This window comes from Occallatibacter sp. FHG110214_02 (assembly GCF_059115385.1).
Genome location: NZ_JBZYWK010000049.1, coordinates 18,355 through 42,980 on the forward strand (window position 1 = coordinate 18,355; position 24,626 = coordinate 42,980).

Annotated in this window: 19 protein-coding genes; 14 read left to right on the plus strand and 5 right to left on the minus strand. The window is 57.2% G+C overall.

Going from position 1 to position 24,626, the window contains the following annotated elements; translation table 11 throughout:
- The first annotated feature begins 58 nt into the window (after nt 1–58).
- Entirely contained in the window at nt 59–922 is an 864-nt protein-coding gene (locus AC5S3R_RS20050) for an inositol monophosphatase family protein (RefSeq protein WP_494268972.1), read from the plus strand.
- A 92-nt stretch (nt 923–1,014) separates the two neighbouring features.
- Here the strand turns inward: AC5S3R_RS20050 and AC5S3R_RS20055 are convergent, their stop codons facing one another.
- Nucleotides 1,015–2,142 (minus strand): hypothetical protein, encoded by a 1,128-nt coding sequence (locus AC5S3R_RS20055; RefSeq protein ID WP_494268973.1) that lies wholly within the window; start codon nt 2,140–2,142, stop codon nt 1,015–1,017.
- Between the two features lie 200 nt (nt 2,143–2,342).
- Between AC5S3R_RS20055 and AC5S3R_RS20060 the strand changes: the two genes are divergently transcribed.
- On the plus strand, nt 2,343–2,603 hold the full coding sequence (locus AC5S3R_RS20060; RefSeq protein WP_494268974.1) for a 4Fe-4S dicluster domain-containing protein: 261 nt from the start codon (nt 2,343–2,345) through the stop codon (nt 2,601–2,603).
- 121 nt (nt 2,604–2,724) lie between these two features.
- Here the strand turns inward: AC5S3R_RS20060 and AC5S3R_RS20065 are convergent, their stop codons facing one another.
- Entirely contained in the window at nt 2,725–3,123 is a 399-nt protein-coding gene (locus AC5S3R_RS20065; RefSeq protein WP_494268975.1) for a type II toxin-antitoxin system VapC family toxin, read from the minus strand.
- Nucleotides 3,120–3,434 carry an AbrB/MazE/SpoVT family DNA-binding domain-containing protein gene (locus AC5S3R_RS20070; RefSeq protein WP_494268976.1) on the minus strand — a complete coding sequence of 105 codons (315 nt, stop codon included), beginning with the start codon at nt 3,432–3,434 and terminating at the stop codon, nt 3,120–3,122. The genes AC5S3R_RS20065 and AC5S3R_RS20070 overlap by 4 nt, the downstream gene beginning before the upstream one ends.
- Before the next feature lie 83 nt (nt 3,435–3,517).
- Between AC5S3R_RS20070 and recO the strand changes: the two genes are divergently transcribed.
- Nucleotides 3,518–4,261: a DNA repair protein RecO gene (gene recO, locus AC5S3R_RS20075; RefSeq protein WP_494268977.1), complete on the plus strand. Its 744-nt coding sequence runs from the start codon at nt 3,518–3,520 to the stop codon at nt 4,259–4,261.
- 9 nt (nt 4,262–4,270) lie between these two features.
- Here recO and AC5S3R_RS20080 read toward each other — a convergent pair whose 3' ends face one another.
- Nucleotides 4,271–4,729, minus strand: a complete 459-nt coding sequence (locus AC5S3R_RS20080; RefSeq protein WP_494268978.1) for a hypothetical protein — start codon at nt 4,727–4,729, stop codon at nt 4,271–4,273.
- Nucleotides 4,730–4,808: 79 nt separating this feature from the next.
- On the opposite strand from AC5S3R_RS20080, the gene AC5S3R_RS20085 reads away from it, so the two are divergent.
- Entirely contained in the window at nt 4,809–5,756 is a 948-nt protein-coding gene (locus AC5S3R_RS20085) for a glycine--tRNA ligase subunit alpha (RefSeq protein ID WP_494268979.1), read from the plus strand.
- Between the two features lie 136 nt (nt 5,757–5,892).
- A complete protein-coding gene (glyS, locus tag AC5S3R_RS20090; RefSeq protein WP_494268980.1) occupies nt 5,893–7,977 on the plus strand; it encodes a glycine--tRNA ligase subunit beta in 2,085 nt (694 codons plus the stop codon).
- A 299-nt stretch (nt 7,978–8,276) separates the two neighbouring features.
- Here the strand turns inward: glyS and AC5S3R_RS20095 are convergent, their stop codons facing one another.
- Complete coding sequence (locus tag AC5S3R_RS20095) at nt 8,277–8,999, minus strand: ribonuclease T2 family protein (RefSeq protein WP_494268981.1); 723 nt, start codon at nt 8,997–8,999, stop codon at nt 8,277–8,279.
- A gap of 35 nt (nt 9,000–9,034) precedes the next feature.
- Here AC5S3R_RS20095 and AC5S3R_RS20100 point away from each other — a divergent pair, with 35 nt between their 5' ends.
- The 9 genes from AC5S3R_RS20100 to AC5S3R_RS20140 all read left to right on the plus strand — a co-directional run bounded on the left by AC5S3R_RS20100 (nt 9,035) and on the right by AC5S3R_RS20140 (nt 24,613).
- A complete protein-coding gene (locus AC5S3R_RS20100) occupies nt 9,035–9,646 on the plus strand; it encodes a hypothetical protein (protein ID WP_494268982.1) in 612 nt (203 codons plus the stop codon).
- 4 nt (nt 9,647–9,650) lie between these two features.
- The gene (locus tag AC5S3R_RS20105) at nt 9,651–12,137 is read left to right on the plus strand and encodes an LptA/OstA family protein (RefSeq protein WP_494268983.1); all 2,487 of its coding nucleotides are present in this window, start codon (nt 9,651–9,653) and stop codon (nt 12,135–12,137) included.
- A gap of 13 nt (nt 12,138–12,150) precedes the next feature.
- Nucleotides 12,151–12,879, plus strand: coding sequence for an LPS export ABC transporter ATP-binding protein (gene lptB / locus AC5S3R_RS20110; RefSeq protein WP_494268984.1), 729 nt, complete (start codon nt 12,151–12,153; stop codon nt 12,877–12,879).
- Between the two features lie 185 nt (nt 12,880–13,064).
- The gene (locus AC5S3R_RS20115) at nt 13,065–14,684 is read left to right on the plus strand and encodes an RNA polymerase factor sigma-54 (protein WP_494268985.1); all 1,620 of its coding nucleotides are present in this window, start codon (nt 13,065–13,067) and stop codon (nt 14,682–14,684) included.
- A 157-nt stretch (nt 14,685–14,841) separates the two neighbouring features.
- Nucleotides 14,842–15,471, plus strand: coding sequence for an HPF/RaiA family ribosome-associated protein (locus tag AC5S3R_RS20120; protein WP_494268986.1), 630 nt, complete (start codon nt 14,842–14,844; stop codon nt 15,469–15,471).
- A 153-nt stretch (nt 15,472–15,624) separates the two neighbouring features.
- Nucleotides 15,625–16,539: an RNase adapter RapZ gene (gene rapZ / locus AC5S3R_RS20125; protein ID WP_494268987.1), complete on the plus strand. Its 915-nt coding sequence runs from the start codon at nt 15,625–15,627 to the stop codon at nt 16,537–16,539.
- A 207-nt stretch (nt 16,540–16,746) separates the two neighbouring features.
- Complete coding sequence (locus AC5S3R_RS20130; RefSeq protein WP_494268988.1) at nt 16,747–18,147, plus strand: efflux RND transporter periplasmic adaptor subunit; 1,401 nt, start codon at nt 16,747–16,749, stop codon at nt 18,145–18,147.
- Nucleotides 18,144–21,494 (plus strand): efflux RND transporter permease subunit, encoded by a 3,351-nt coding sequence (locus AC5S3R_RS20135; protein ID WP_494268989.1) that lies wholly within the window; start codon nt 18,144–18,146, stop codon nt 21,492–21,494. The genes AC5S3R_RS20130 and AC5S3R_RS20135 overlap by 4 nt, the downstream gene beginning before the upstream one ends.
- The gene (locus tag AC5S3R_RS20140; protein ID WP_494268990.1) at nt 21,491–24,613 is read left to right on the plus strand and encodes an efflux RND transporter permease subunit; all 3,123 of its coding nucleotides are present in this window, start codon (nt 21,491–21,493) and stop codon (nt 24,611–24,613) included. The genes AC5S3R_RS20135 and AC5S3R_RS20140 overlap by 4 nt, the downstream gene beginning before the upstream one ends.
- Nucleotides 24,614–24,626: the final 13 nt, after the last annotated feature.

The window sequence follows — 24,626 nt, forward strand, 5'->3', positions numbered from 1 at the left end:
GACGGGTATTTCTGCAACCTGTAACCTGTCCTCTGTAACCTCTCTCTACAATAGATTCATGACCGCTTCCGCTATCATTCCCGCTGCCTCCGAAATCGCCCGCGAAGCCGGAGCCCGCCTCCGCGAGTTCTACGCGCAAGGCGTCACCGCCGAGTACAAAGGCGCTGCCGATATTGTTACCATCGCCGACCGCACCGCGGAAAAGCTCATCGTAGAGCGCCTCACCGCGGCATTCCCCGACCACGGCATCTACGGCGAAGAGGGAACCCGCGACCGCCTCGACCAGGAGTTTCGCTGGTACGTGGACCCGCTCGACGGCACGACGAATTTTGCTCATGTCGTCCCGCACTTCGCCGTGTCGATGGGACTCGAACAGCGCAAACCCGGACTGAAGGAAGACGAAGACGGCATCCTCGTTGCCGGTGTCATTTACGACCCCATGCGCGATGAGCTTTATACCGCTGAGCGCGGCAAGGGAGCCTTCCTCAACGGCAAGCAGATTCACACATCCTCTATTGCCACGCTGGCGGAATCGCTGGTAGCTACCGGCTTTCCCAGCCAGAAGCGTCACCTTACACCGAACATGCACTTCTACCATGAGTTCACTTTGCGCTCGCACGGTGTTCGCCGACTGGGTTCGGCTGCGCTTGATTTGGCGTATGTAGCAGCAGGCCGCCTCGAAGCCTTCTGGGAGTTCAACCTGAACCCCTGGGACACCGCCGCTGGAATTTTGCTGGTAGAAGAAGCCGGAGGCAAAGTAACGGATTACAACGGTGCGCACGTCAAGCTGGAGAGCAAAGAAGTCCTTGCCTCCAACGGCAAAATTCAGGATGAGCTGGTAGGCCTCTTCACGGATATGTTTGCAGGCCGCAATCTGTCGCACATCGTCACGCCGCAAGAGTACGCCCAGAGCAAGAAGTAGGGAACAAGGCCGAGAAGGTTACTGGTAACAGCAAAAGCCAAAGCAAGAACGGTAGGCTACCCGCCTCTCTGGTGATAGCCCGCTGTCCCTGCCTACTTCAATGCTTCCGGATTCAACTTCCCAATTCGTCCCTTCGGACCCACAACAAAGGGCAGGGAAATGGCATTCCAGTTCTTATCCGAACTGTCGGCGCTCTTCACTGGCCGCCAAGCCTCTCCATCGTTGGTAGAAACATCGGTCCCATTCGGCCCGACTGTAATCCAGACGTGGAGCAGAGGATCATACGCCACCGCTGACCGGTATCCATCCGGCGTAACCGCTGCTGCACGCCACGTCTTTCCGCCGTCCTGCGTGTAAGCTGCCGTTCCCGCGGCCTCATTGGGCTGCTGATAATCTCCGCCTACAGCCACGCCTCTCAAAAAATGCAGCGACCTGCCCGGCTTCTTCTCTTCGGGCCTGAAGGCCAGGCCAAAAATGCCGGCAGAATCACTCCCATGCGCCATCGGCACCTTCGCCGCCGGATACGCATACCGCGTAAACGGTCCGTTGGTCTTGACCACGCGCCGAATCATGCGTCCGCCATCCTTGCCGCCTGTCCCAATCCAGAACGTGCCAAAGGTCCACTCAATAAAAATCGAGGAATTGCTGGCCGCAAATGCCGCTTCCTGGTGCTTTGCGTCGGGCCGCGGCTGCACGGGAGAAACAGGGAAATTTGTCTCATCCAGATTCACTTCCCACAGAGGGAAGTGGCCGTGAACCGGGTCACCCAGCAGCAGTCCTTCCGTAGTCTCCTTGCCCGAACCCTGGTCTGGCCCCATCCTCAGCGCATCCCAAAATCCATCCGCATCCTGGTTCCAGAAAATCAGCTTCCACGTCTTGCATCCATCATCGGTCTTGTAGACGCGCGAGTCGCGCCCCGTTCCTGACGACATTACCAGCGCCGTCTTTGCATTGAATCCCTGCACTGCGCGAAAATCCAGCTTTTCTGCCTGCGGAGGAACCGCGCATTTCTCCCACGTTGCACCCTCGTCGGTGGTTCGCAGCACAGTCCCATCTGTTCCAGAGGCCCATGCCACGCCGTTGCCCACAGTATGAATCCCGCGCAGGCTGGCCGTTGTATTCGAATTTTGCAGAGTCCACTGAGCGGAAACCGAAGCGGCGGTGCCCGTCAGCAAGAGGGCAGCAAGAAAAGAACGCATAACGAGAGTGTAACGAATCACTTTCGCCGCATCTGCTTTTCCCTCGTGCCTGCTTTTAAATTGCGACTCAAAATGTCTGATTCCGACTGATTAAGTCCCTATTTTTCTAGGTTCCACATCGCAAAACTGGACCCTTGAGCGCTCACCTTGCTCACGGTGTTCTGTGCTATTCTCACGGTCGTAGAGTTCGACTCCCCGCGAAACACTTCGGAGAAAACCAGATGGCATATGTGATTGCAGAACCCTGTATCGGCACCAAGGACACCGCCTGTGTGGACGCCTGTCCCGTCGATTGCATCCACCCCAAGAAGGACGAAGACGGCAACGCCGACGCAGATCAGCTTTTCATCGATCCGGTAGAGTGCATCGATTGCGGTGCCTGCGTTCCTGCTTGCCCCGTATCGGCCATCTTTGCCGCCGACGATCTGCCCGAAAAGTGGGCCAGCTTCGCCGAAAAGAACGCCGCTCACTACGGCCGCTAGGTGCTGGCCGCACAGGCGACCGCGCACATTGCGCGTCATCCGTGCTGTGGCATTCTGCTGTGATTCAAAACGCGCATCCTGCTTCGGCAGGATGCGCGTTTAGCGTTGCAAGAAAAAGGAATTAAGCTCCCAGCCGCTCCATGCCTAGATCACGAGCCGCAATCTTATCGAAAGTGACAACCTTCGAGCAGCCAGCCGCACGAGCTGTCACCGCAATCAGGCAGTCAGCGAAGTCCGCGCGTGTCTGCCGATAGAAATGCAAGGCTTGCTTGAACTCCTTGGCTCGTTCAATGACAAATTCGTTTCTCGATTCCAAACTGGTCAGAACGGTCACGATGTCTGCGCGCGACATTTTCACGTGCCTGTCGAGGAACCATACAAGTTCCTGAATAGAGGCTAGAGAAAGCCAGCCCGGCGCAGATGCCGTGAGTGTGTCTATGAATGCTTTTGCCTCGCGGCTCTGCCGGGGATCGTCGCCCACCACGTAGCGAATCAGCACATTGGTATCAAGGCAGATCATGCAGCCTTTGTCCCGTTTCTACGTGCCCTGCGGCGGCCTTCTGCGCTCATTGTGGCAGCATCCAGCTCAGCTACCCGTTCCCCGATCGCATCTTTCATCTCATCCAGCGATGGAGGCGGTCCTTCCTGTACGTAGCCGAGTTTTTTCACAATCCCATACAAATCCTGAATGGAGCCAACCCGCCGTATACGGAACTCACCGTTATCTCCATGAAGAAATACCACGCTCTCGCCAGATTCGACACCAAGCTCTTTCCGTAATCCAGCAGGAAGCGTGATCTGGCCTTTCGATGTAATTTTTGCCTTGTACATTGCGCGAATTCCTTTCTTATGGAGATTTTACCTTACTTTTCGGAATTTTCCTTACATTCGCCTGGAATGAGATGATAAACCCGATGGCCGTACTAACCTCAGACGCCGTCATCCTGCGCACCTGGCCCGTGCATGAAGCCGACCTCATCGTCAGCTTCTTCACTCGCGACTACGGCAAGCTGCGCGGCGTGGCCAAATCTGCTCTCAAAAGCCGCAAGCGTTTCGGCGGCGCGCTGGAGCCCATGACGCTGGCCCGCGCCTGGTTCGTCGAACGCCCACGGCAAGAACTAGCCCGCCTCGACCAGTTAGAAATCCACCGCTCCCCACTCTCGCTGCCTGTTGATGCTGCGCGCATGACCGCTCTTAGTCTCTACGCGGAAATTATCGACGAAGCACTCCCAGAGCACGACCCGCAGGAAACTGTCTTCCGCTTGCTTCTTGCTGTTCTCGACCACACTACGGCAGAGTCGCCGTGGATGCCTGTCACCTACTTCGTGCTCTGGATGACGCGCCTCATGGGCCTGCTACCGGACGTATCGCACTGCACGGTTTGTGGCGAGGCATTGCGACCCGGCGAAGTCTTTTTTTTGAGTCATGCTGACGGCCTGTTCTGTGCGATTCATCACGGTCCTAACGCCAACACGCTCAGCGAAGACTCCTGGCGTCTCGCGCAGCGCATTCTCAAGCAGCCTATCGCGGCCTTTGCGGAAGAGCCATTCCCGCGCCGTCGGGCACAGGACCTGCGCCGCTTCGCCATCCAGGCATTGGAACGCCACATGGAGCGCAGACTCCGCTCCGCCGAAGCTCTTACCCGCCTCACGTTGTAACCAGGAAATCTACTTCTGCTGCGGCTTCTCCGCCGGCGCACTCGCAACCCCGCCTGAAGCGCCTTCTGCCTTAGCTGCTGCGGCTTCTGCCTTGGCCTTCTCAATCACTGCCAGCTCTTTTGCTTTTTCCTCGGCAGCCAACTGGTTAATCCGCGCCTGTATCCGCGTAATGGAGTCGGTATCGTAAGCCACAATCTCACCGGCCTGCGAGTTGCCCTTCAGCTTTTCAATCCGGTCCTCATGCCAGTGGATCAGCTTCACCAACTGGTCGGTCGAGCTCCAGATATTCTTCTCAACCTCAGTCTCATGCTGCTTCGTCTCTTCCAGTTGCTGGCGCAGCTTCTCCGCGCCCTGCTGCTCGGCATTCAGCGGCGTCGTTACCGGAGCCGTATCCGCGCGCCACACCGACCACGCAACCGCGCCCACCAGCAGCGCCAAGACCAAAACCGCAAGCGCAAGAATCTTCATCGCCTTCCAGTCTATCGTGAGCGGGGAAGCACCCGCAGACTGATAAAATCGGCATGAGTTTCTTTCAGAGAGAGCCCAAGTGTCCTCATCCGTTTCCGCAGCGCCCACCGCGCTTACGTTTCAAGAGTTGCTTTTTCGCCTGCAGAGCTTCTGGGCCGAGCGTGGCTGCGTTCTTCAGCAGCCTTATGACGTAGAAGTCGGCGCAGGCACCATGGCCCCCGAAACCTTTCTCCGCGTGCTGGGACCGAAACCTTACAAGGTTGGCTACGCGCAGCCTTCGCGGCGTCCTGCCGATGGCCGCTATGGCGAAAATCCCAACCGCCTCTTCAAGCACACGCAGTTCCAGCTCATCTTGAAGCCGCCGCCGGCCGATGTGCAGGAACTTTACCTGCAGTCCCTCGAAGCCATCGGCATTGATTTGAAGAAGCACGACCTCAAGTTCGAGGAAGACAACTGGGAGTGGCCCGCCGGTGGAGCCTGGGGCGTGGGCTGGCAGGTCATGCTCGACGGCCTTGAAATTACGCAGTTCACCTACTTTCAGCAGTGTGGCGGCCTCGATCTCGACCCCATCTGCGCCGAGCTGACGTACGGCCTCGAACGCATTGCGGCCTTCCTGCAGGATGTGGACTCGATTTACGACATTGTCTGGGCTCGCGATCCCGAGACCGGCGCGCCGATCACCTATGGCGAAGTCCGGCTTGCCGAAGAGCTGCAGTTTTCTGTCTACAACTTCGAGTATGCCGATGTGCCCAAGCTCTGGGAACACTTCAACTCGTACGAGTCCGAAGCCAAGGAGCTGCTTGCTAAAGCCAACGCTCTTTTAGCCGACGAAAAGGCAGACGCCAAGGAAAAGAAGCGCTTCCCGCTTCTGGCAACCTACGAGCTGGCTCTGAAGTGCTCCAACCTGTTTAACCTGCTGGATGCGCGCGGAGCCATCAGCGTCACCGAGCGAGTCGGTGTAATTGGCCGCATCCGCAACCTTGCTGTGGGCGTGGCCAAAGCCTACGCCCAGCAACAGGCGGCATAAAGCAGCTCTTGGCCGGGGAGTGCGGAAGGAAGCACTCCCCGGCAGCGCAAAATGTTTTCTATCGCGGATCGATGCTTTTTGTTTCCGCTAGATGAGCTACAAGCTGATCGCTACAAGCTCAGAAAGATTTGTTGATATGTCAGACTTTCTTCTCGAAATCGGACTCGATGAAATCCCTGCCCGCATGATTGCCTCTGCGGAAACGGAGCTGGGCAAGCGTGTCACTGACCTGCTCACCCGCGAGCATCTTCTGGCCGAAGGCGCGAAGGTGACGACCTATTCGACCCCGCGCCGCCTTGCTGTCCTTGCCTCGGGCGTGCTTGCCTCGCAGGCCGACACGGAAGAACAACTTACCGGGCCTTCGTGGAAGATTGCGTTCAAAGATGGTGCGCCCACTCCAGCCGCCGAAGCCTTTGCCAAGAAGGCAGGCGTTGCCGTGGAAGCGCTGGAAAAAATCACCAATGCGAAGGGCGAGTATGTTGGCGCAACCGTCAAGCGCACGGGCCGTGCTGCGCAGGAAATCCTTGCCGCTGACTTGCCTAAAGAAGTCCTCGCCCTCTACTGGGCTAAAAACATGTACTGGCGCGCCGGCAAGCCGGAGCGCTTCGTCCGCCCTGTCCGCTGGGTAGTGGCGCTCCTCGACGCGGCAGTTGTGCCGCTCGAAATCGCCGGCATCGCGGCAGGGAACCAGAGCCGCGGTCATCGCATCATGCACGGCGACTTCCCGGTATCCATTGACCTTCCGCAGAACTACGCGGAGACGCTGATAGGCGCAAACGTGATTGCCGATGTAGCGGTCCGCCGCCACATTATCCGCAAGGCGCTGGACTACGCGGCGCGCAGCGTTGAAGGGGCTCGCTGGCGCGAAGACGAGCCCCTTGTCGAAACCGTCACGCACCTCACGGAATGGCCCAGTGTTATTCTTGGCAACTTCTCGCCGGAGTTTCTCAGCCTGCCGGAAGAAGTGCTGGTTACGGTCATGCGCGACCATCAGAAGTATTTCGCCGTGGAAGACGCTAACGGCAAACTGGCTCCGCATTTCCTCGCTGTGCTCAATACGGAGGCCGATGAAGAGGGGCAGGCTATTATTCGTCACGGCAACCAGAAGGTTCTCGTGGCTCGCTTTAAGGATGCGCAGTTCTTCTGGGACTTTGACCAGAAGACGCCGCTTGCTGACCGTCTTGAAAGCCTGAAAAACGTTACCTTTCAGAAAGAGCTGGGTAGCTACCACTGGAAGACCGAGCAAAATCTCGCGATTGCGGAGTCGCTTGCGAAGACTGCCGAGCCTGGCGGCGCGAAGTTTGATGCGGATGCGCTTTTCAAGGCTGTTGAGCTGGCGAAGACGGACCTTACTGCGGAGCTGGTCAAGGAGTTTACCGAGTTGCAAGGCATCATTGGCGGGCTATACGCTCGCGTGCAGGGGCTCGGAGAGCGCACGGCTCTTGCCATCTATGAGCAGTACATTCCGGCATCGACGGAAGACAACATTCCCGTCTCCACGGAAGGTCAGCTTCTCGGTCTTGCCGACCGCATCCAGACGATTGCAGCAATGTTTAGCATTGGCCAGATGCCAACAGGCTCAAAAGATCCTTTTGCGCTTCGACGTGCAGCCAATGCGATCGTCAAGATTCTTGCCGAGTCCACACTGCCGCTTACTCTGAGCGATATCGTGAAGGCCGCTCCAGCCGAAGAGAAGGTCTCTGCGGAAGTTTTCGCTTTCCTGCGCGAACGTTTGCATTTCTACCTCAAGGATGTGCGCGGTTTCGCCTATGACGTGGTGAACGCTGTGCTGGCTTCGGGAGCGGACGATGTTCGCGATGCCATCGCTCGTGCTGAAGCACTCACACAGGTTCGCGGCTCGGAAGACTTTGCTGCGGTTTCGGCAGCCTTCAAGCGCATTGCCAACATTCTCAAGCAGGCCGAAGAGAAGAAGTACGAAATTGGTGCTGCAGACCCTGCGAAGCTCTCCCCGGAAGCCAAACAGCTTTTGGCTGACTCTGAAGCGCTGGCTCCCAAGGTGGCGAAGCTTCGTGAGGGCCACGCTTACACCGAAGCTCTGAGCGAAATTGCCACGTTGCGCCCTGCCGTCGATGCCTTCTTCGACAAGGTGATGGTGCTGGACAACGACCCGGCAGTTCGCGGAGCCAACCTGGGGCTCATCAGCGGCATTCTCAAGGGCTTCAGCGGCATCGCTGATTTTTCGGAGATTGTGACGGCGTAAAAGTCTTGCAGGGCGGCTGATTCTGCTTTCGCCACTCGATGTATTGTTTTTGGGAACTGGAGTTTTTCGCTTGATTTGTTAATCAAATCAATGTTTTGTGGGGAATTTTTATGTTTACTATTTAGTTAGCGGGTGGTTACTTTTGCAATTTTTTTGCGAGACTGCCTGATAAAGACTGCAGCCCGATTCCATTGGAATCGGGCTGTTTTTCTGCTTGATTGTTAGTGTGGCATAAAAAGGGTTAATTGAGCGCAAGAGTTATCCACAGATTTGAGATTTATTTTTGAGGTGTTCTCGAATTATTGCGGTGGGGCGATGCGGACGGTGTTCGCCCGGCAGGAGCGAACGGCGGGACATGCAATCGGATGCAGGCTCTTATCGAGGCAGACCTCGACCGCTGTCAGGTAGTTGTGCCCGCAACTGATGGCGATATCCTCACTCCGCAGGTTCGGATTGGCCTTGGTAAACAGCGCCGTAATCTGGTCAGGCGGCAGGGAAGTCTGCGAGGAAAGATGCGCAAGCTGTGCCGGAATCTGCACCGACTCGTAGGCTGTCCGTGCGGCGGTGAAAAAGTCATTCCCGGAGAGGCCGGTGCAGGCTCCATGTGTCTGCCACTCGTGCATCAGCAATCCCGGCTCGGGATAGATATCCGAAAATTGCGAGGGATTTGGGGCGGCGGCGCTGGTGGAGCAGTGTTGCGGATAGCTTCCATCGTTGTTTTGCGGCCAGAGCCCGTGCAGAACGAAGGTGCTTCGGCGTGCGCACTCGGCTGCTTCGGGGTGCGAGTGGCAATACTCCGGCGACCAGGAGAGATTCAGCAGGTAGTAGTCAAAGTTGCCCGTAGCGGCAGCAACGCGCGGCTGCGCTGCCCGGTGCGTGGCTACGGCGCTATCCGGGTTGGGTGCAGCGCCGCTGCCGGAAAGCGCAGACCGGCACGCAGCCAGCGAGCAAAGAATCACAAGGGCAATTAAGGGGAGAACGTTCCGCTTCATGCGGCCCAGCATAACAGGCTTTCTCTGCATCCGGCGCGAACTTCCGCAGTCTAAAATAGATAGAGATGGCAGACGCACTTTATCTGAGTTTGTGGTACCCGAATCTGCGGCTTGCGGCACTGCCCGACAAGCTGGCAACCGTGCTTTCTACCTTTGCCGCGCACGGCGGCGATGCTAAGGTTTACGCTGTGACCGTCTGGCCGGTGAACTGGCATGAAGCGCCGGTTTTTCAGCGCGTCTATGGCTATGCGACCGAGGGCGCGGAGCCGAAGCAGGCGATTGAAGACTCCTTGGAACTGCTGCACGACGACTATGCCTATGAGTTCCAGATTGGCTGGTATCTCTGGGAGCTGGAGGAGGCTGGCAGTCTCGATGCGCGGTGGGTTCGCGTGCAGCGTCTTGTTCGCGTGACGGCTTTTGGTCCGCTCTTTGATGAAGGCACCTACGAACAGGAAGGCCATATCCGCATTGATTTTGGTCCTGACGCTCCGTTTCTTGAAGAAGGCGTGGATCTGGACGAAACAGCGGAGCAGCACATTGCGCAGAATATTCGCCAGCTTGTGGACCTGACGGCTGCGGTTGAAAAGAACTCCGGCGCAACGGCGCGCCTGTTGTGGAGCGAACTGGGCGAGAGCCTTGCGCAGAAGCTTGCGGCACGTTTGGGCCAGGGGAATTAAGCGCGTGCCTGCTTTCCCATTCCGGCTGACGATTGAACGGCTGCGAACGCTGGTGCTTGTCGCTGCCGGGCTGCTTATTGTGGCGCTCATCGGCTCGCTGACTTTTTCCAAGTGGAAAAGCCGCTTTAACCTGAGCGAAGTTCCCAAGCGGCTGGGAGTGGATATTCAGCAGGAAGCGAATGGCGTGACGTATACGCAGTCGCGCGGCGGCCACACGCTCTTCAAGATTCATGCTTCCAAGGTGGTGCAGCTTAAGGAAGGCGGCAAGGCGCTGCTGCATGATGTGCAGATTGAGCTTTATGGCGAAGACGGCAGCCGCGTGGACCGCATTGCCGGCAACGAGTTTGAGTATGACCAGAAGGCCGGCATTGCCACCGCCGCCGGGCCTGTAGAGATCACCATCATGAAGCCGGGCGTTGCGCCTGCCGTGGCCCCCAAGGCTGTTGCGGAACAGGCAGCGGCAAGCGATAAAGCCCACAGCGCAAGGCCAGATAAGACGGCGTTCGGAAACATGGCGCAGACGGCTGCGGAGGGCCAGATTGAGGTCAAGACCAGCGGCCTGACTTTCAATCAGAAATCCGGCACGGCCACCACGGAGCAGCGTGTTGAGTTTACGCTGGCGCAGGGCGAAGGCAGCGCGGTGGGAGCAACGTTTGACTCCGACAAGGGCCTGATGGTGCTGGATCATGACGTTGCGCTTAACACGCATCGTAATGGCGAAGAGATTAACGTCCACGCGCAGCATGCCGAGTTTGAACGCACGGCGTTGGAGTGTAATCTGCGCGGGGCTACAGCGAGCTATCGTAACGGCAAGGCGTCTGCGGGGGAATCGAAGATTCTGTTTCGCCAGGATGGCTCGGCGGTGCGGCTGGATGCGCATGGCGGATTTACGCTGGCGAGTGTGACGGGGAGCCATGTTGCGGCTCCGCAGGGATGGCTTGAGTTTAATGAGAAGAATCAGCCGCAGCGCGGGCATCTTGAAGGAGGCGTGACGCTTGATTCTGTTAACGGAGGCCGCCAGTCGCATGGCGCAGCACCAACGGCGGAGCTGGCGTTTACTTCGACGGGCGATTTGAAGCATGCGCATCTTGAGCGCGGCGTTACGATGCACAGCGAAGAGGATGCAGGCGGTTCTCATGTCAGCCGCGATTGGCAATCGCCTGTGACAGATGTGGAGTTCCGGGCAGGTGCGAAGACGCAGAAAGCCAGGGAGCAGATGGAGATTGCGTCTATCACTGGACAGGGCGGCGTGGTGCTGAGCGGGCAGACTCGGCGCGGCGATGGTGTTGTAACGCCTTCGCGCATGGCTGCCGAGCAGCTTGTTGCGGAGTTTGGAGCGGATCAGCAGTTGTCGCAGGTTACAGGTACGGGGCACGCAAGTTTTGCGCAGACTACTGCATCCGGCGCAGCGCAAACTACAACCGGCAACAAGCTGGAGGCACATTTTGTGCAGGGCGCAAAGGCATCTTTGAAGGGTGCGCAATCGCAGATTGATTCGGCAACGATTGATGGCAATGTGGTGATGACGCAGCAGCCTGCGGCGAAGCCGGGGCAAGCACCACAGCCGGCTTTGCGCGCTACCAGCGGCCATGCTGTTTACGAAGGAGCAGGGCAGTGGCTGCACCTTACCGTAAATCCGCGTGTGCAGAATGGTGGGCTTGAGCTGACGGCGGATAAGGTGGATGTTGCGCAGCAGTCCGGTGATGCTTTTGGACATGGAAATGTGAAGGCGACGTGGCTGAACGACGAGCGTGATAAGGCGGCTTCAGGCACAGTTGGTTTTGGCGGGCAAACGCCTGCGCACGTGATTGCGAATGAGGCGCAGTTCCACCAGGCTACGGGGGAAGCGACCTTCCATGGAAAAGCCCGGCTTTGGCAGGATGCGAACTCGGTTGCGGCTCCGGTGATTGTGCTGGACCGCACGAAGCGCACGCTGGTGGCGCATGGAACCGATGCAGCGGACCCGGTGCGGCTGGTGCTGTTGAGTTCCGGTGGTGCGCCGGGGCAGAAGTCAGAAGAAAGCAAATCGGCAACGCCGTCTGTGATTCGCGTGCGCGGAGGGGAGCTGCAGTACTCCGATGCAACGCGGAAGGCTGTGCTGTACGCGGCGGAAGGTGGTGCTGTTACTGCCGAAACGGGAGCCGTTACGTCTAACTCGGATTCGGTTGAGTTGATTTTGCAGCCTGCTGGAACGCATGCGGGTAAGGAGAATCCGGCAGGACAGGTTGAGCGCATGATGGCGCATGGTCATGTCGTGTTGAGTTCGCAGGGACGGCAGGGAACAGGGGAGCAGCTTGTGTACAGCGGGCAGACGGGCCAGTATGTGCTGACGGGAACCGCGGCAGTGCCGCCGAAGATGAGCGATTCCGAGCATGGAACGGTTACCGGCAATGCTTTGATTTTCAATAGCCGCGATGATAGCGTCAGTATCGAAGGCGCGGGAACCAAGACCACAACAGTGACGCACGCGCCTGCAAAAGCGGGCCGGTAAAGAAGCGAGTTGGATGGAGACACTGATCGCCGAAGGACTCGGCAAGACATATAAAGGACGGCAGGTGGTGCGCGGCGTCGATATCCGCATCAGCCGTGGGGAAGTGGTTGGCCTGCTGGGTCCGAACGGTGCAGGCAAGACCACGAGCTTCTACATGATTGTTGGCCTGGTGGAGCCGGAGACTGGGCGCGTAATGGTGGATGACACCGACATCACGCGCACGCCGATGTATCTGCGGGCGCGCAATTATGGCATCAGTTATCTTCCGCAGGAGCCGTCTGTTTTTCGCAAGCTTACGGTGGAGGAAAACATCCTTGCGGTGCTGGAAGCGCAGCCGTTGAGCAACAAGGAACGGCGCACGCGCACGGACCGGCTGATTCAGCAGTTGAATCTTGGACATATTCGCGGCACACGTGGGTATGCGCTGTCAGGCGGTGAACGGCGGCGCGTGGAGATTGCGCGGTCGCTTTGTATTCAGCCGAACTTTATTTTGCTGGACGAGCCTTTCAGCGGTATTGACCCTATTGCCGTGCTGGATTTGCAGAAGATTATTTTTGACTTGAAGGCGAGCGGCATCGGGATTCTTATCACGGACCATAATGTTCGCGAGACGCTGAGCGTGACCGACCGGGCTTATATCATTGCTGAAGGCAAAATCTTTCGTGCTGGAACCCCACGGGAATTGGGTAACGATGTTGAGGTTCGCAGGGTCTATCTGGGAGAGGGATTTTCACTGGATTAAGGCTGGCTAAACCGTGGCGTGCAGAGTGTGAGGTTTCAGGCGCATTCTGAAACGATTCTCATGGGGCTTTGTTCATTTTGGAACACTGTCACGCGTCCATGTTCTTTTCCACTGGGCGTGCATCCCGCAGCGGCTACACTTACATATATTTCATCCGGACTTTTTCAGGGAGTTGATAGGTTCTCATGGCGCTGTTGCAACCCAAATTGAATTTGAAGGTGGCACAACGCCAGGTCCTTACACCGGGCCTGATGCAGATGGTGAGCGTGCTTGCGCTCAACAAGCTTGAGCTCAAGGAGATGATTGACGCGGAGCTGGTTGAGAACCCAGTCCTGGAAGAGATTAACGAGTCGGTTCCGATGCTGGACGAGGTGGCCAGCCGCGAGGAAGCGCTGGACCGCAACGCGGAGCGCAGCCTGGAGCATGTGGGAGAAGAGGCCGCGCCTAAGCCTGCCGACCCATTTGAAGAGGTGGATTTCGGCTCTTATTTTCAGGAGTATCTCGACCCCGGCTTCAAGACGCAGCCTGAGTACGAGGACAGCGAGAAGCCTTCGTTTGAGAATTTTCTTTCGCAGCCTACAACGCTGACCGACCATCTTACCTGGCAGCTTGGCGCGCTTTCGTTGGAGCCGGAGTTATCGATTGCCGCTGAATTTATCGTGGGCAATCTGAATGAAGATGGCTATCTTGCGGCCAGCGAAGAGGAGCTGGCAGCTTCTTTTGCCGGGGCCGAGGTTGCTGATGAAATCGCGCGAAAGCTTATTCAACGTGCAATTAACCTGGTGCAGCATCTTGATCCGGCTGGCATTGGGGCGCGTGATTTGCGTGAGTGCCTGCTGATTCAGATTGCCGCGCAGCGGCATGAGCTTGCGCAACTGTATGCGCGGCGGCAGCAGGTCGAGAGTGTTTCGGAAGAAGAGGACGAGGAAGATGAGGTCGAGGTAGATCCACATGGCAGCTTCCGCGCAGAGGCGGAGGTAAAGCTGGAAGAACGCCGTCGCGCAATGGAAGTGGCCGCGGCGATTGTGGACAAGCATCTCATGCTGCTGCAGAAGCGTGATGTGAAGGAACTGGCGCGTGCTGTTCAGGCTTCCGCGGAAGAGGCCCATGCTGCGGTGGAGTTCATTCGCACGCTTGATCCGCGCCCGGGGCGCATGTATAACCGCGAACAGACGCGGCTGATTGAGCCGGATGTGGTTTTTGTCAAGCGCGGCGGCGAGTGGGTTGTCTCCATGAATGAGGAAGACCTGCCGAGCCTGCGGTTGAGCCGGAGATACCGGCAGATGCTCGCTTCCGAGGGCACGGAACGCGAAGTGAAAGAGTATGTGAAAGAGCGCTTCCGCTCCGCGCTGCAGTTGATGCGCAACATTGCTCAGCGCAAGAGCACGATTCTGCGTACGTGCGAAGTGATTGTGCGGCGGCAGCAGGAGTTCCTGGACAAGGGCATTGAAGCGCTGCGCCCCATGATGATTAAGGAAGTTGCGGAAGAGATTGGCGTGCATCCTTCCACGGTGAGCCGCGCGGTGGCCAACAAGTACGCGCATACTCCGCAGGGCGTTCTGGAACTGCGGTTCTTCTTCTCAGAAGGCTCGAATGGGCCGGAGGGCGCGGATACGCCGCTTGTTGTGCTCAAGCGCAAGGTACGGAAGCTGATTGAAGAGGAAGATGCGCGCAAGCCGCTTACTGACGACCAGCTTGCGGCGATGCTGCAGGCGCAGGGAATCCAGTTGACGCGCCGCACAGTTGCCAAATACCGGGAAGAGATGAATATTCCTTCGACGCATCAGCGTCGAAGAAGGGAATAAGAGGCAGGGAATAGGGAGTAGAAGGCAAAAGCAAAACCCTGTTTCCTAATCCTTGTTATTCATCACTGTTCTTCAGATTCTAATGTGCTATAGAATCCGTAGGTTCTCTTCAGGCTGCTATTCTGGATGAATAGTATTTTTCAATCGGAGGATAGCTATGGACGTCGAGTTGACCGCCAGGCAAGTGAAGATTTCCAAGGCTCTGCGTGCGCAGGCTGAAGAAGGAATGGAGCGCATTTCGCGCATCATGGGCAGGACAACGAGCGCGTCTGTCACCTTTCGCGTGCAGCGCCATCTTCAGATTGCCGAGTTGACGGTTTCGGCGCGGCATCACACCATTGCTGCCACAGGGCAGGCTACGACGCAGGAGGCAGCGCTGCGTGATGCGCTTTCGCATGCCGAGCACCAGGCGTTGCGTTATCGTGACCGCCATCTCACGCGCAAGCGGCTGCCCAAGGAAGAGAAAGTGCTGACGGAACCGCCCGTGGCGCGTCCCAAGACGCGGCCCGCCCAGCCGGAAGTGGGGGAAGATGGTTCTCCTATCAAGCCTGTGAAGCCGCGCGCTGCCATTCCCGCGCATTCCTTCCCGGCTAAGCCGACTGTCGTTGAGCCGCATATCCTGAAGAGCGCGGACGCGATTTCGCTGAAGCCCATGACGATGGAAGAGGCTGTCAAAGAGGCGGAGTTCCGTGACCGCGAGCTGTTGATCTTCCGCAATCCGGGGGGGCAGCTGTTTGTTCTGCATCGCCGCCGCGATGGGCAGATGGAATTGGTTGAGATTCCCTAAAAACAGGGATGTAGGGACTAGGGACTAGGGACTAGAAACATATGGCCTCGGTTGGAGAAATCCAGCCGGGGCCTTATTGATTTAGGCGTATAGATACGGATGAGATGAAATCTCTAGTCCCTAGTCCCTACGTCCCTGCCTTATCATTTGCGCATGGCGCAAGAGAACGATTCAGGCCGGGACGTTGCAGGCTCCGCAGATGCGGATAGGAAGTTGGGCAAAGAACTGGTCATTGTGACCGGCATCTCCGGGGCGGGCAAGGCCACGGCGCTCAAGGCGTTTGAGGATCTTGGCTTTCATGCGGTGGATAATCTGCCGCTGGAATTGCTGGTTGATTTTGCGCGGCTCGTTGAAAAGTCCAGTGAGATTGAAGAGGCCGCCATCATCGTGGATATTCGCGAGGGGCAGACGCTCGACCGGCTGCCGGAGATTCTCAAGAGCGTCAAAACGGTGCTTCCTACGCGTGTCGTTTTCCTTGACTCGAAGGACGAGGTGCTGGTGCGGCGCTATTCCGAGACGCGGCGTCCGCATCCGCTGCGCAAGCAGGATACGGTTTCGCGGTCTATTGTGGAAGAGCGGCAGCTTCTGGACCCTATTCGCAATGTTGCGGATATGCTGATCGACACGTCGAATTTCAACGTGCATGAGCTGCGTGCGCATATCCAGGCGCGGTTTGGGCATGATGCGCAGGTTAATCATCTGCTGGTTTCCTGCCTTAGCTTTGGCTTCAAAAATGGCGTGCCGCTGGACGCGGATATGGTCTTTGATGTTCGTTTTTTACCAAACCCTCATTTTGTGCCGGAGTTCCGGAAGTTGACGGGGCAGGACCCCAAGGTCGCGGACTATGTGCGAGGGTTTCCGCAGACCGTGGAATTTCTGGAACGGGTAACCGGATTGATGCTCTATCTTCTGCCGCATTATGTGGCTGAAGGCAAAAGCTATTTGACGGTTGCGTTTGGCTGCACCGGCGGCCAGCACCGCAGTGTGATGATGGCGGAGGAGATGGCAGAGCGCCTGCAGGCAGTCGGGTACCAAGTAAAGGCGTTGCATCGGGATATGCCCCGCTGAGCTGCAACTTTTCTTCGTCTTTCAACGTCCTAACAAAGGTCTAGGCATAGAGGCGATGCGCGTTCCTATTCGCGTGTGGTCTTGATGATAAACTTAGCGATTTGGAGGCCTTATCCAGTCTCAGGTCTGCTCTTTGGACCCGCGGGGTTGAGGATGGCCGACATGTTCCCCTAATCCAGGACTTTTTGCGCACCACACACGAGACAAATGGACGCACAATCATCTGCTTCGCACGTTACGCCGGGGGCGCCACAGGCTGGAGATGCCCCCGCGCCAGAGAAAAAGCGCCGACACTGGTGGATCTGGGCCGTGGTCCTTATCCTCTTTGGCTTGCTGTTCTACTGGGTGATTCAACATCAGCAGCAGAGCCAGACAGCCAAGGCTGGCGGCGGTGGCCGCCGTGGTCAGATGGGCGGTCCAGTGCCCGTGACTACAGCCACGGTGCGCAAGGGCTCAATGAACATCTATTTTGACGCTCTTGGTACCGTCACGCCTGTCTATACCAACTCCATCACTGCACAGGTTACGGGCGTGGTTACAGCGGTTCACTACCGCGAAGGCCAGGCTGTGCGTAAAGGCGATCCGCTGATTGATATTGATGACCGCCTGTACCGCGCGCAGTTGACGCAGGCCCAGGGGACGCTGGAGCACGATCAGCAGGTGCTGGCGCAGGCCCAGATGGATTTAGATCGCTATCAGCAGGCCTGGGCGAAGAATGCTATTCCGCGGCAGACTCTGGAAGACCAGGAGAAGGTGGTATTACAAGAGCAGGCAGCGGTTAAGAACGATCAGGGCGTGGTGCAGTACGACCAGGTCCAGGTTGGTTATTGTCACATTACAGCGCCTATCGGTGGCCGTGTTGGTCTGCGCCTGGTGGACCCCGGCAACCTTGTTACGGCGAACTCCAGCACGACGCTGGTGGTGATTACGCAAACTCAGCCCATCACGGTGGTCTTTACTCTTGCCGAGGATGATTTGCCGAAGGTACAGGAGCAGATTAAGCACAAGCAGGCGCTGACGGTGGAAGCTTTGGACCGCACGCAGTCTGGCCATCTGGCTTCGGGCAAGTTGTCTGCTATCGATAACCAGATTGATACGGCTACGGGTACTGTTAAGCTGCGCGCGCAGTTTGATAACCACGACGGCTCGCTTTATCCCAACCAGTTTGTGAATACGCGCATGCTGGTGCAGACGTTGGACGACCAGACGCTTGTTCCCTCATCCTCGGTGCAGCACAACGGCAGTGAAGACTTTGTCTACGTGATTGCAGATGCGAAGACAGGGACTGCCATTACGGATACCTCGGTGTGTAAAGGCGGCTCAGGCGGAGGCGGTGGACAGGGAGCCGGCAAGGGAACGCATGGCGGAGGTGGGCAGCATGCAGGCGCCGCGCAGGGCGGCGGAACGCCACCAACCTGTAAAGCAATCATGCGTGCGGTTAAGGCGGGGCAATCGGAAAGTAATGACACGATTATCCTGGATGGCCTGCAACCCGGCGAGATTGTATCCGACAGCAGCTTTGAGAAGCTGATTGATGGTTCGCCGATCACAATCTCAAAAATCAAACTTCCATCTGCGTCTGACAACAGTACGAGCCTTGCCCCATGAATCCTTCGCGGCCATTTATTACGCGGCCGGTGGCGACTGCGCTGCTGATGGCCGCCATCCTGCTGACGGGAATAGTCTCGTACCTGCAATTGCCGGTTTCAGCGCTGCCACAGGTGGACTATCCCACGATCCAGGTGTTGACGTTTTATCCCGGCGCCAGCCCGGACGTTGTTGCGACGACGGTAACAGCGCCGCTTGAGCGCCAGTTTGGCCAGATGCAGGGGCTGAACCAGATGACATCGACGAGCGCGGGTGGCGTGTCGGTGATTGTGCTGCAGTTCAACCTGACACTTGGGTTGGACGTGGCGGAAGAAGAAGTACAGGCGTCGATCAACGGGGCGGGGTCGTTCCTGCCTGCCAACCTTCCTACGCCGCCGGTCTATAACAAGACGAATCCAGCTGATGCGCCAGTAATGACGCTCGCGGTGTATTCACCTCAGATCCCGCTGTCGGATGTAGAAGACCTGGTGGATACGCGGCTGGCTCCGCGGTTGTCGCAGTTGAGCGGTGTGGGGTTGGTGAGCATCAGCGGCGGACAGAAGCCGGCTGTGCGTATCCAGGTGAACCCGACGAAACTGGCTGCGCATGGATTGAACCTGGAAGATGTGCGCACGGCGCTGACGAGCGCGAGCGTGAATGCGGCAAAGGGCAACTTCGATGGACCTCGGCAGGATTACCAGATTGACGCGAACGACCAGATTACCGAAGCAGAGGGCTACAAGAACGTCGTAGTCTCTTTCAGCAACGGCGCGCCGGTGTTTGTGAAGGACGTTGCGAAGGTTATCAACGGCGTAGAGAACACGAACCAGGCCGCGTGGATGAACGAGACACCGGCTGTCATTTTGAACATCCAGCGGCAGCCGGGTGCAAACACGATTACGGTTGTGAATCGTATTCAGCAGATTTTGCCGCAATTGAAGGCGAACCTGCCCGCATCGATCAAGGTCGTCACGATGACCGACATGACGACCAGCATTCATGCCTCGGTACAGGACGTTGAGTTTGAGCTGATGTTGACCATTGCGCTGGTTGTGATGGTCATCTTCCTCTTCTTGAGGAATCTTTCGGCAACGATTATTCCTAGCGTGGCTGTGCCGCTTTCACTGGTAGGCACGTTTGCCGTGATGTACATGCTGGGCTACAGCCTGGATAACCTTTCCCTGATGGCGCTCACGATTTCCACGGGCTTTGTTGTAGACGACGCCATCGTGATGATCGAAAACATTTCGCGCTACCTGGAAGAGGGAATGCCGCCGATGGAAGCGGCTTTGACGGGCGCGGGACAGATTGGCTTCACGATTGTTTCGTTGACCGTATCACTGATTGCCGTGCTGATTCCGCTGCTGTTCATGGGCGACGTTGTAGGCCGATTGTTCCGCGAGTTTGCGGTGACGCTGGCGGTGACGATTATTATTTCGGCGGTTGTTTCACTGACGCTGACGCCGATGATGTGTGCGCGCATACTTAAGCATGATCCGTCGCACCAGCAAACGCGGTTTTACCGGGTTTCCGAGAATGTCTTTACCAGCATGATTGACTTCTACGGGCGCACGCTGAAGGCCGTTTTACGGCATCAACGTCTTACGCTGCTGGCTGCGGTGGCTACGCTGGTTCTGACGGTTGTGCTCTATATCCTGATTCCGAAGGGCTTCTTCCCGGTGCAGGATACGGGCGTGATCCAGGGCATTTCCCAGGCGGATCAATCGATTTCGTTTGCAGACATGGCGAAGAAGCAACAGCAGGTGGCGCACATTATTCTGCAAGACTCCGCTGTGCAGAGTCTGTCATCGTTCATTGGGCCGGATGGCTTAAATACTACGCTGAACAGCGGACGTATTTCGATCAATTTGAAGCCGATTGAAGAGCGGAACCTGAGCGCTTCGGATGTGATTCGGCGGCTGCAAAACAGCCTGGCTCATGTGCAGGGTATGCACCTGTATATGCAGCCTGTACAGGACATCACGGTGGATGACCGTGTGACGCGTACGCAGTATCAGTACACGCTGGAAGATCCGGACATCAACGAGTTGAATCTCTGGACCAACAAGCTGGTGGCGGAGTTGAAGAAGATTCCGGACTTGGAAGATGTGGCTACGGACCAGCAGACGGGCGCTTCGGCAGTCTCATTGGTAATTGATCGTGTGACAGCGTCGCGGCTTGGCATTGCGCCAACGACGATTGACAACACACTCTATGACGCGTACGGCCAGCGCCAGATCAACACGCTGTATACGCAGTCGAATCAGTACCACGTGATTCTGGAGACAGAGCCTGAGTGGCGTCAGCATCCGGAGAACATGGGCTCGCTTTATATCCAGTCGAGTGCTTCATCTGGTGCGAGTGGTGCCGGGGCAACTACGACGTTCTCTGCCTCGGCCTCGGCATCTGCAGGATCGAATGCGTTGACGACGGGTGTGAAGTACACGCCGTCGGCTGATGTTATGGGTCCCCCGGCGACAGTGCTGCAGGGGACGACGGCAGGTGGAGGGACTTCCGCAGCAACAGGCATTACCAGCGGCGTGACGCCGAACCTGACTACGACAGCTGTGGGATCGAATGCGATACCGCTGAGCGCGTTTACGCAAATGAGCATGACGACGGAGTCGCTCTCGATCAATCACCAGGGGCAGTTTCCATCCGTGACGGTGTCCTTTAACCTGGCGCCCAGAGCGTCGCTGGGGACGGCTATTACCAAGATTGAAGAGACCGCAAAGAACATGGATTTTCCGCAGACAATCCAAGCGGATTTTCAGGGAACGGCGGCTTCGTTCCGTAATTCTTTGTCCAATGAAGCGATCCTGATCCTGGCGGCGCTGGTTACGGTGTACATCGTGCTGGGAGTTTTGTACGAAAGCTTCATTCATCCCATCACGATTCTTTCGACGCTACCTTCCGCAGGCGTGGGTGCGCTGCTTGCACTGATGCTCTTCCGGCAGGATCTGAGCGTGGTAGCAATTATCGGCATCATCCTTCTGATAGGCATTGTGAAGAAGAACGGCATTATGATTGTGGACTTCGCGCTCGAAGCAGAACGAGAGCACGGGAAGTCTTCGACGGAAGCAATCTACGAAGCGAGTCTGCTGCGTTTTCGCCCGATTATGATGACTACGATGGCCGCGTTGCTTGGCGGTGTTCCGCTGGCGTTTGGCTCGGGGCTTGGTTCGGAGCTACGGCGTCCGCTGGGTATTTCGATGGTGGGCGGCTTGTTGCTTTCGCAGGTGCTGACGTTGTATACGACGCCGGTCATCTACATCTTCTTTGATGCGCTTGGCCAGCGGCTTACGGGACGCAAGCCTTCGCACTCGGCTTCGAGTGCCACTCCGCCGGCAGGAGAGCAGCCTGCATGAGCCTGTCGTCTCCATTCATCCACCGGCCAGTAGCAACGACGCTGCTTACGATTGCGTTGGCAATTGCGGGAGCTGTTGCATACACGGTGCTCCCGGTGGCTCCGTTGCCGCAGGTGGATTTTCCGACGATCAGCGTGAGTGCTGGTCTGCCGGGAGCGAGCGCGCAGATTATGGCGGCTTCCGTGGCGACGCCGCTGGAGCGGCAGTTCAGCCATATTGCCGGCATCAACGAGATGACGTCGTCCAGTTCGCTGGGCAATACGCAGATTACGCTGCAGTTTGATTTGACTCGCGATATTGAGGGCGCTGCGCATGATGTGCAGGCGGCAATCAACGCGGCGCGGACATATCTGCCGGCGAACCTGCCGTCGAATCCCTCTTATCGCAAGGTGAACCCGGCGGACTCGCCGATCATGATGATCGGGCTTACGTCGAAGAAGTACGACATCACGAAGGTGTACGACCTGGCTTCGACGATTTTGCAGCAGAAGCTGTCGTCAATCCAAGGCGTGGGACAGGTGAACGTGGGCGGCGGCGCTACGCCGTCAGTTCGAGTGGAAGTGGACCCGATGAAGCTGCAGAGCTTCGGCATGACGCTTGCGAATGTGCAGTCGATGCTGAGCCTGCAGAATGCGCATTCGCCGCGCGGGCAGATTGCGAATGGGAACACTACCATGGACATTATTACCAATGACCAGATTTCAAAGGCAGAGCAATATAAGCCGCTGGTGATTGGCTACCACAATGGCGCGGCGGTGAGGCTTTCCGATGTGGCGGACGTAGTGGACTCCACGCAGAACATTCGCAACGCGGGTTACCTGGATGGCGTAAAGGCCATCAACCTGATGATCTTCCGCCAGCCCGGCGCCAACATTATTGAGACGGTCGAGAACATCAAGGTACAGTTGCCGTTTCTTGAGGCGGCGATGCCGAAGGGCATCAAGACAGAAATCGTGATGGACCGCACGACGACGATTCGCGCGTCGGTCGTGGAAGTGGAGCGCACGCTGGCGGGCTCCATCATTCTCGTCATCCTGGTGGTGTTTGTTTTTCTGCGGAGCCCGCGGGCCACGCTGATTCCGACCGTGGCGGTGCCGGTTTCGCTGGTAGGCACGTTTGCAGTGATGTACCTGCTGAACTATACCCTGGACAATCTCTCGCTGATGGCACTGACGATTTCGACTGGCTTCGTGGTGGACGACGCGATTGTGGTGATGGAGAACATCACGCGCCATCTTGAGGACGGCATGGAGCCAATTGCGGCGGCTCTGCAGGGGGCCAAGGAAATTGGGTTTACGGTCTTTTCAATCAGCATGTCGTTGATTGCGGTTTTCATCCCCATTTTGATGATGGGCGGCATTGTTGGCCGACTCTTCCGCGAGTTCGCGGTGGTGCTTTCGACCGCCATCCTGGTGTCGATGGTGATTTCGCTGACCACTACGCCGATGATGTGCGCGCACCTGCTGAAGACGAATAAGGAAGGGGAGAAGCACAACTGGTTTTATCGGGCCAGCGAGGGCGTATTCAACTGGCTGATGGATATTTATCGCCACTCGCTGTCATGGGTGCTGGACAATCCGGTCTTGACGCTGATTGTGCTGGGGCTGACGATTGCGCTGAATGTGGTGGTGATCGTCCGCATTCCGAAGGGCTTTTTTCCGCAGCAGGATACCGGCATCATGATGGGCAGGGTGCTGGGCCCGCAGGATGCGTCGTTCCCGTTCATGAATTTTTCGACTAAGAAAATTGTGGACGTGATTCAAGAGAATCCCGGTGTGGACCACATTAACGCGTATACAGGGCAGGGAAATGGCGGCTTCGTTTTTATCTCTCTGAAACAGCTTGGGCAGGGTCGCACCGCATCGGCGATGGACATTATCAACGAGATTCGTCCGAAGCTGGCCAAGTTGCCAATCGCATCAGTGTTTTTGCAGCCGGCGCAGGATCTGCGTATCGGTGGGCGTGGTGGCGGCGCGCTGTATCAGTACACGATTCAGACGTCGAGCGTGGAAGAGCTTGCACATTGGGGGCCGATTGTTCTGGAGAACATGAAGAAGCTTCCCGGCTTGCAGGATGTGAATACCGACCAGCAGAACGATGGCTTGCAGGAGATGCTGACGTTCGATCGCGCAACAGCGGCGCGTTTGGGACAGACTTCCCAGTCACTCGACAGCGCGTTGTACGGTGCGTTTGGCCAGTCGCAGGTGTCGGTGATTTATACGCAGTTGAACCAGTACTACGTGGTGATGGAAGTTGAGCCGAAGTACTGGCAAGACCCATCCGGGCTGCATAGTATTTTCATCAAGCCGCGCTCGGCCTCATCTGGTTCGGGTGTGAATACCATGGCTCCACTGCTGAGCATTATGAGCCCGCATACGGGCACTACGCCGCTGCAGGTGAACCACACAGGGTTGTTCCCGTCGGTTACGGTTTCGTTCAATCTTGCGAATGGGATGGCTCTGAGCGACGCGACGCGTGAGATTACGGATATGGAAGCGGGGCTGGGAATGCCGGCGACGATTCACGGCTTCTTTGCCGGTACCGCACAGGCTTACCAGGATTCGTTGGCATCGGAAAAATATCTCGTCATCACTGCTTTGCTGGCCGTCTACATTGTGCTGGGCATTTTGTATGAGAGCCTAGTGCATCCGCTGACGATTATTTCTACGCTGCCATCTGCGAGCGTAGGCGCAATGATTGCGCTGATGCTTTTCAGCATCGACTTGAACGTGATTTCTATTATCGGCATTATTCTTCTTATCGGCATTGTGAAGAAGAATGCCATTATGATGATCGACTTTGCGCTTATGGCCGAGCGCGGCGGGAAAAACACACGCGACTCAATCTTTGAGGCGTGCATGTTGCGCTTCCGTCCGATTCTGATGACCACGATGGCTGCGATTTTTGGCGCGCTGCCGCTGGCGTTTGGCACTGGCACAGGCTCGGAGCTGCGCAAGCCGCTTGGCATTACGATTGTGGGTGGTTTGATCCTGAGCCAGTTGCTCACGTTGTACACAACTCCGGTTGTTTATCTGACGATGGACCGGCTTCGCTTGCGAGTGGCGAGACGTTCGCATGACAGGCCGTTGCCGAATGGGACGGCAGAGGCTACCTCCTGATTTCGAGAGAGAA

Bases quoted from the DNA above. Each gene is read 5' to 3' on its own strand.
- AC5S3R_RS20050 (WP_494268972.1), top strand. From the start codon at position 59: ATGACCGCTTCCGCTATCATTCCCGCTGCCTCCGAAATCGCCCGCGAA.
- AC5S3R_RS20060 (WP_494268974.1), top strand. From the start codon at position 2,343: ATGGCATATGTGATTGCAGAACCCTGTATCGGCACCAAGGACACCGCC.
- AC5S3R_RS20065 (WP_494268975.1), bottom strand. From the start codon at position 3,123: ATGATCTGCCTTGATACCAATGTGCTGATTCGCTACGTGGTGGGCGAC.
- AC5S3R_RS20070 (WP_494268976.1), bottom strand. From the start codon at position 3,434: ATGTACAAGGCAAAAATTACATCGAAAGGCCAGATCACGCTTCCTGCT.
- recO (WP_494268977.1), top strand. From the start codon at position 3,518: ATGGCCGTACTAACCTCAGACGCCGTCATCCTGCGCACCTGGCCCGTG.
- AC5S3R_RS20080 (WP_494268978.1), bottom strand. From the start codon at position 4,729: ATGAAGATTCTTGCGCTTGCGGTTTTGGTCTTGGCGCTGCTGGTGGGC.
- glyS (WP_494268980.1), top strand. From the start codon at position 5,893: ATGTCAGACTTTCTTCTCGAAATCGGACTCGATGAAATCCCTGCCCGC.
- AC5S3R_RS20095 (WP_494268981.1), bottom strand. From the start codon at position 8,999: ATGCAGAGAAAGCCTGTTATGCTGGGCCGCATGAAGCGGAACGTTCTC.
- AC5S3R_RS20100 (WP_494268982.1), top strand. From the start codon at position 9,035: ATGGCAGACGCACTTTATCTGAGTTTGTGGTACCCGAATCTGCGGCTT.
- lptB (WP_494268984.1), top strand. From the start codon at position 12,151: ATGGAGACACTGATCGCCGAAGGACTCGGCAAGACATATAAAGGACGG.
- AC5S3R_RS20115 (WP_494268985.1), top strand. From the start codon at position 13,065: ATGGCGCTGTTGCAACCCAAATTGAATTTGAAGGTGGCACAACGCCAG.
- AC5S3R_RS20120 (WP_494268986.1), top strand. From the start codon at position 14,842: ATGGACGTCGAGTTGACCGCCAGGCAAGTGAAGATTTCCAAGGCTCTG.
- rapZ (WP_494268987.1), top strand. From the start codon at position 15,625: ATGGCGCAAGAGAACGATTCAGGCCGGGACGTTGCAGGCTCCGCAGAT.
- AC5S3R_RS20130 (WP_494268988.1), top strand. From the start codon at position 16,747: ATGGACGCACAATCATCTGCTTCGCACGTTACGCCGGGGGCGCCACAG.
- AC5S3R_RS20135 (WP_494268989.1), top strand. From the start codon at position 18,144: ATGAATCCTTCGCGGCCATTTATTACGCGGCCGGTGGCGACTGCGCTG.
- AC5S3R_RS20140 (WP_494268990.1), top strand. From the start codon at position 21,491: ATGAGCCTGTCGTCTCCATTCATCCACCGGCCAGTAGCAACGACGCTG.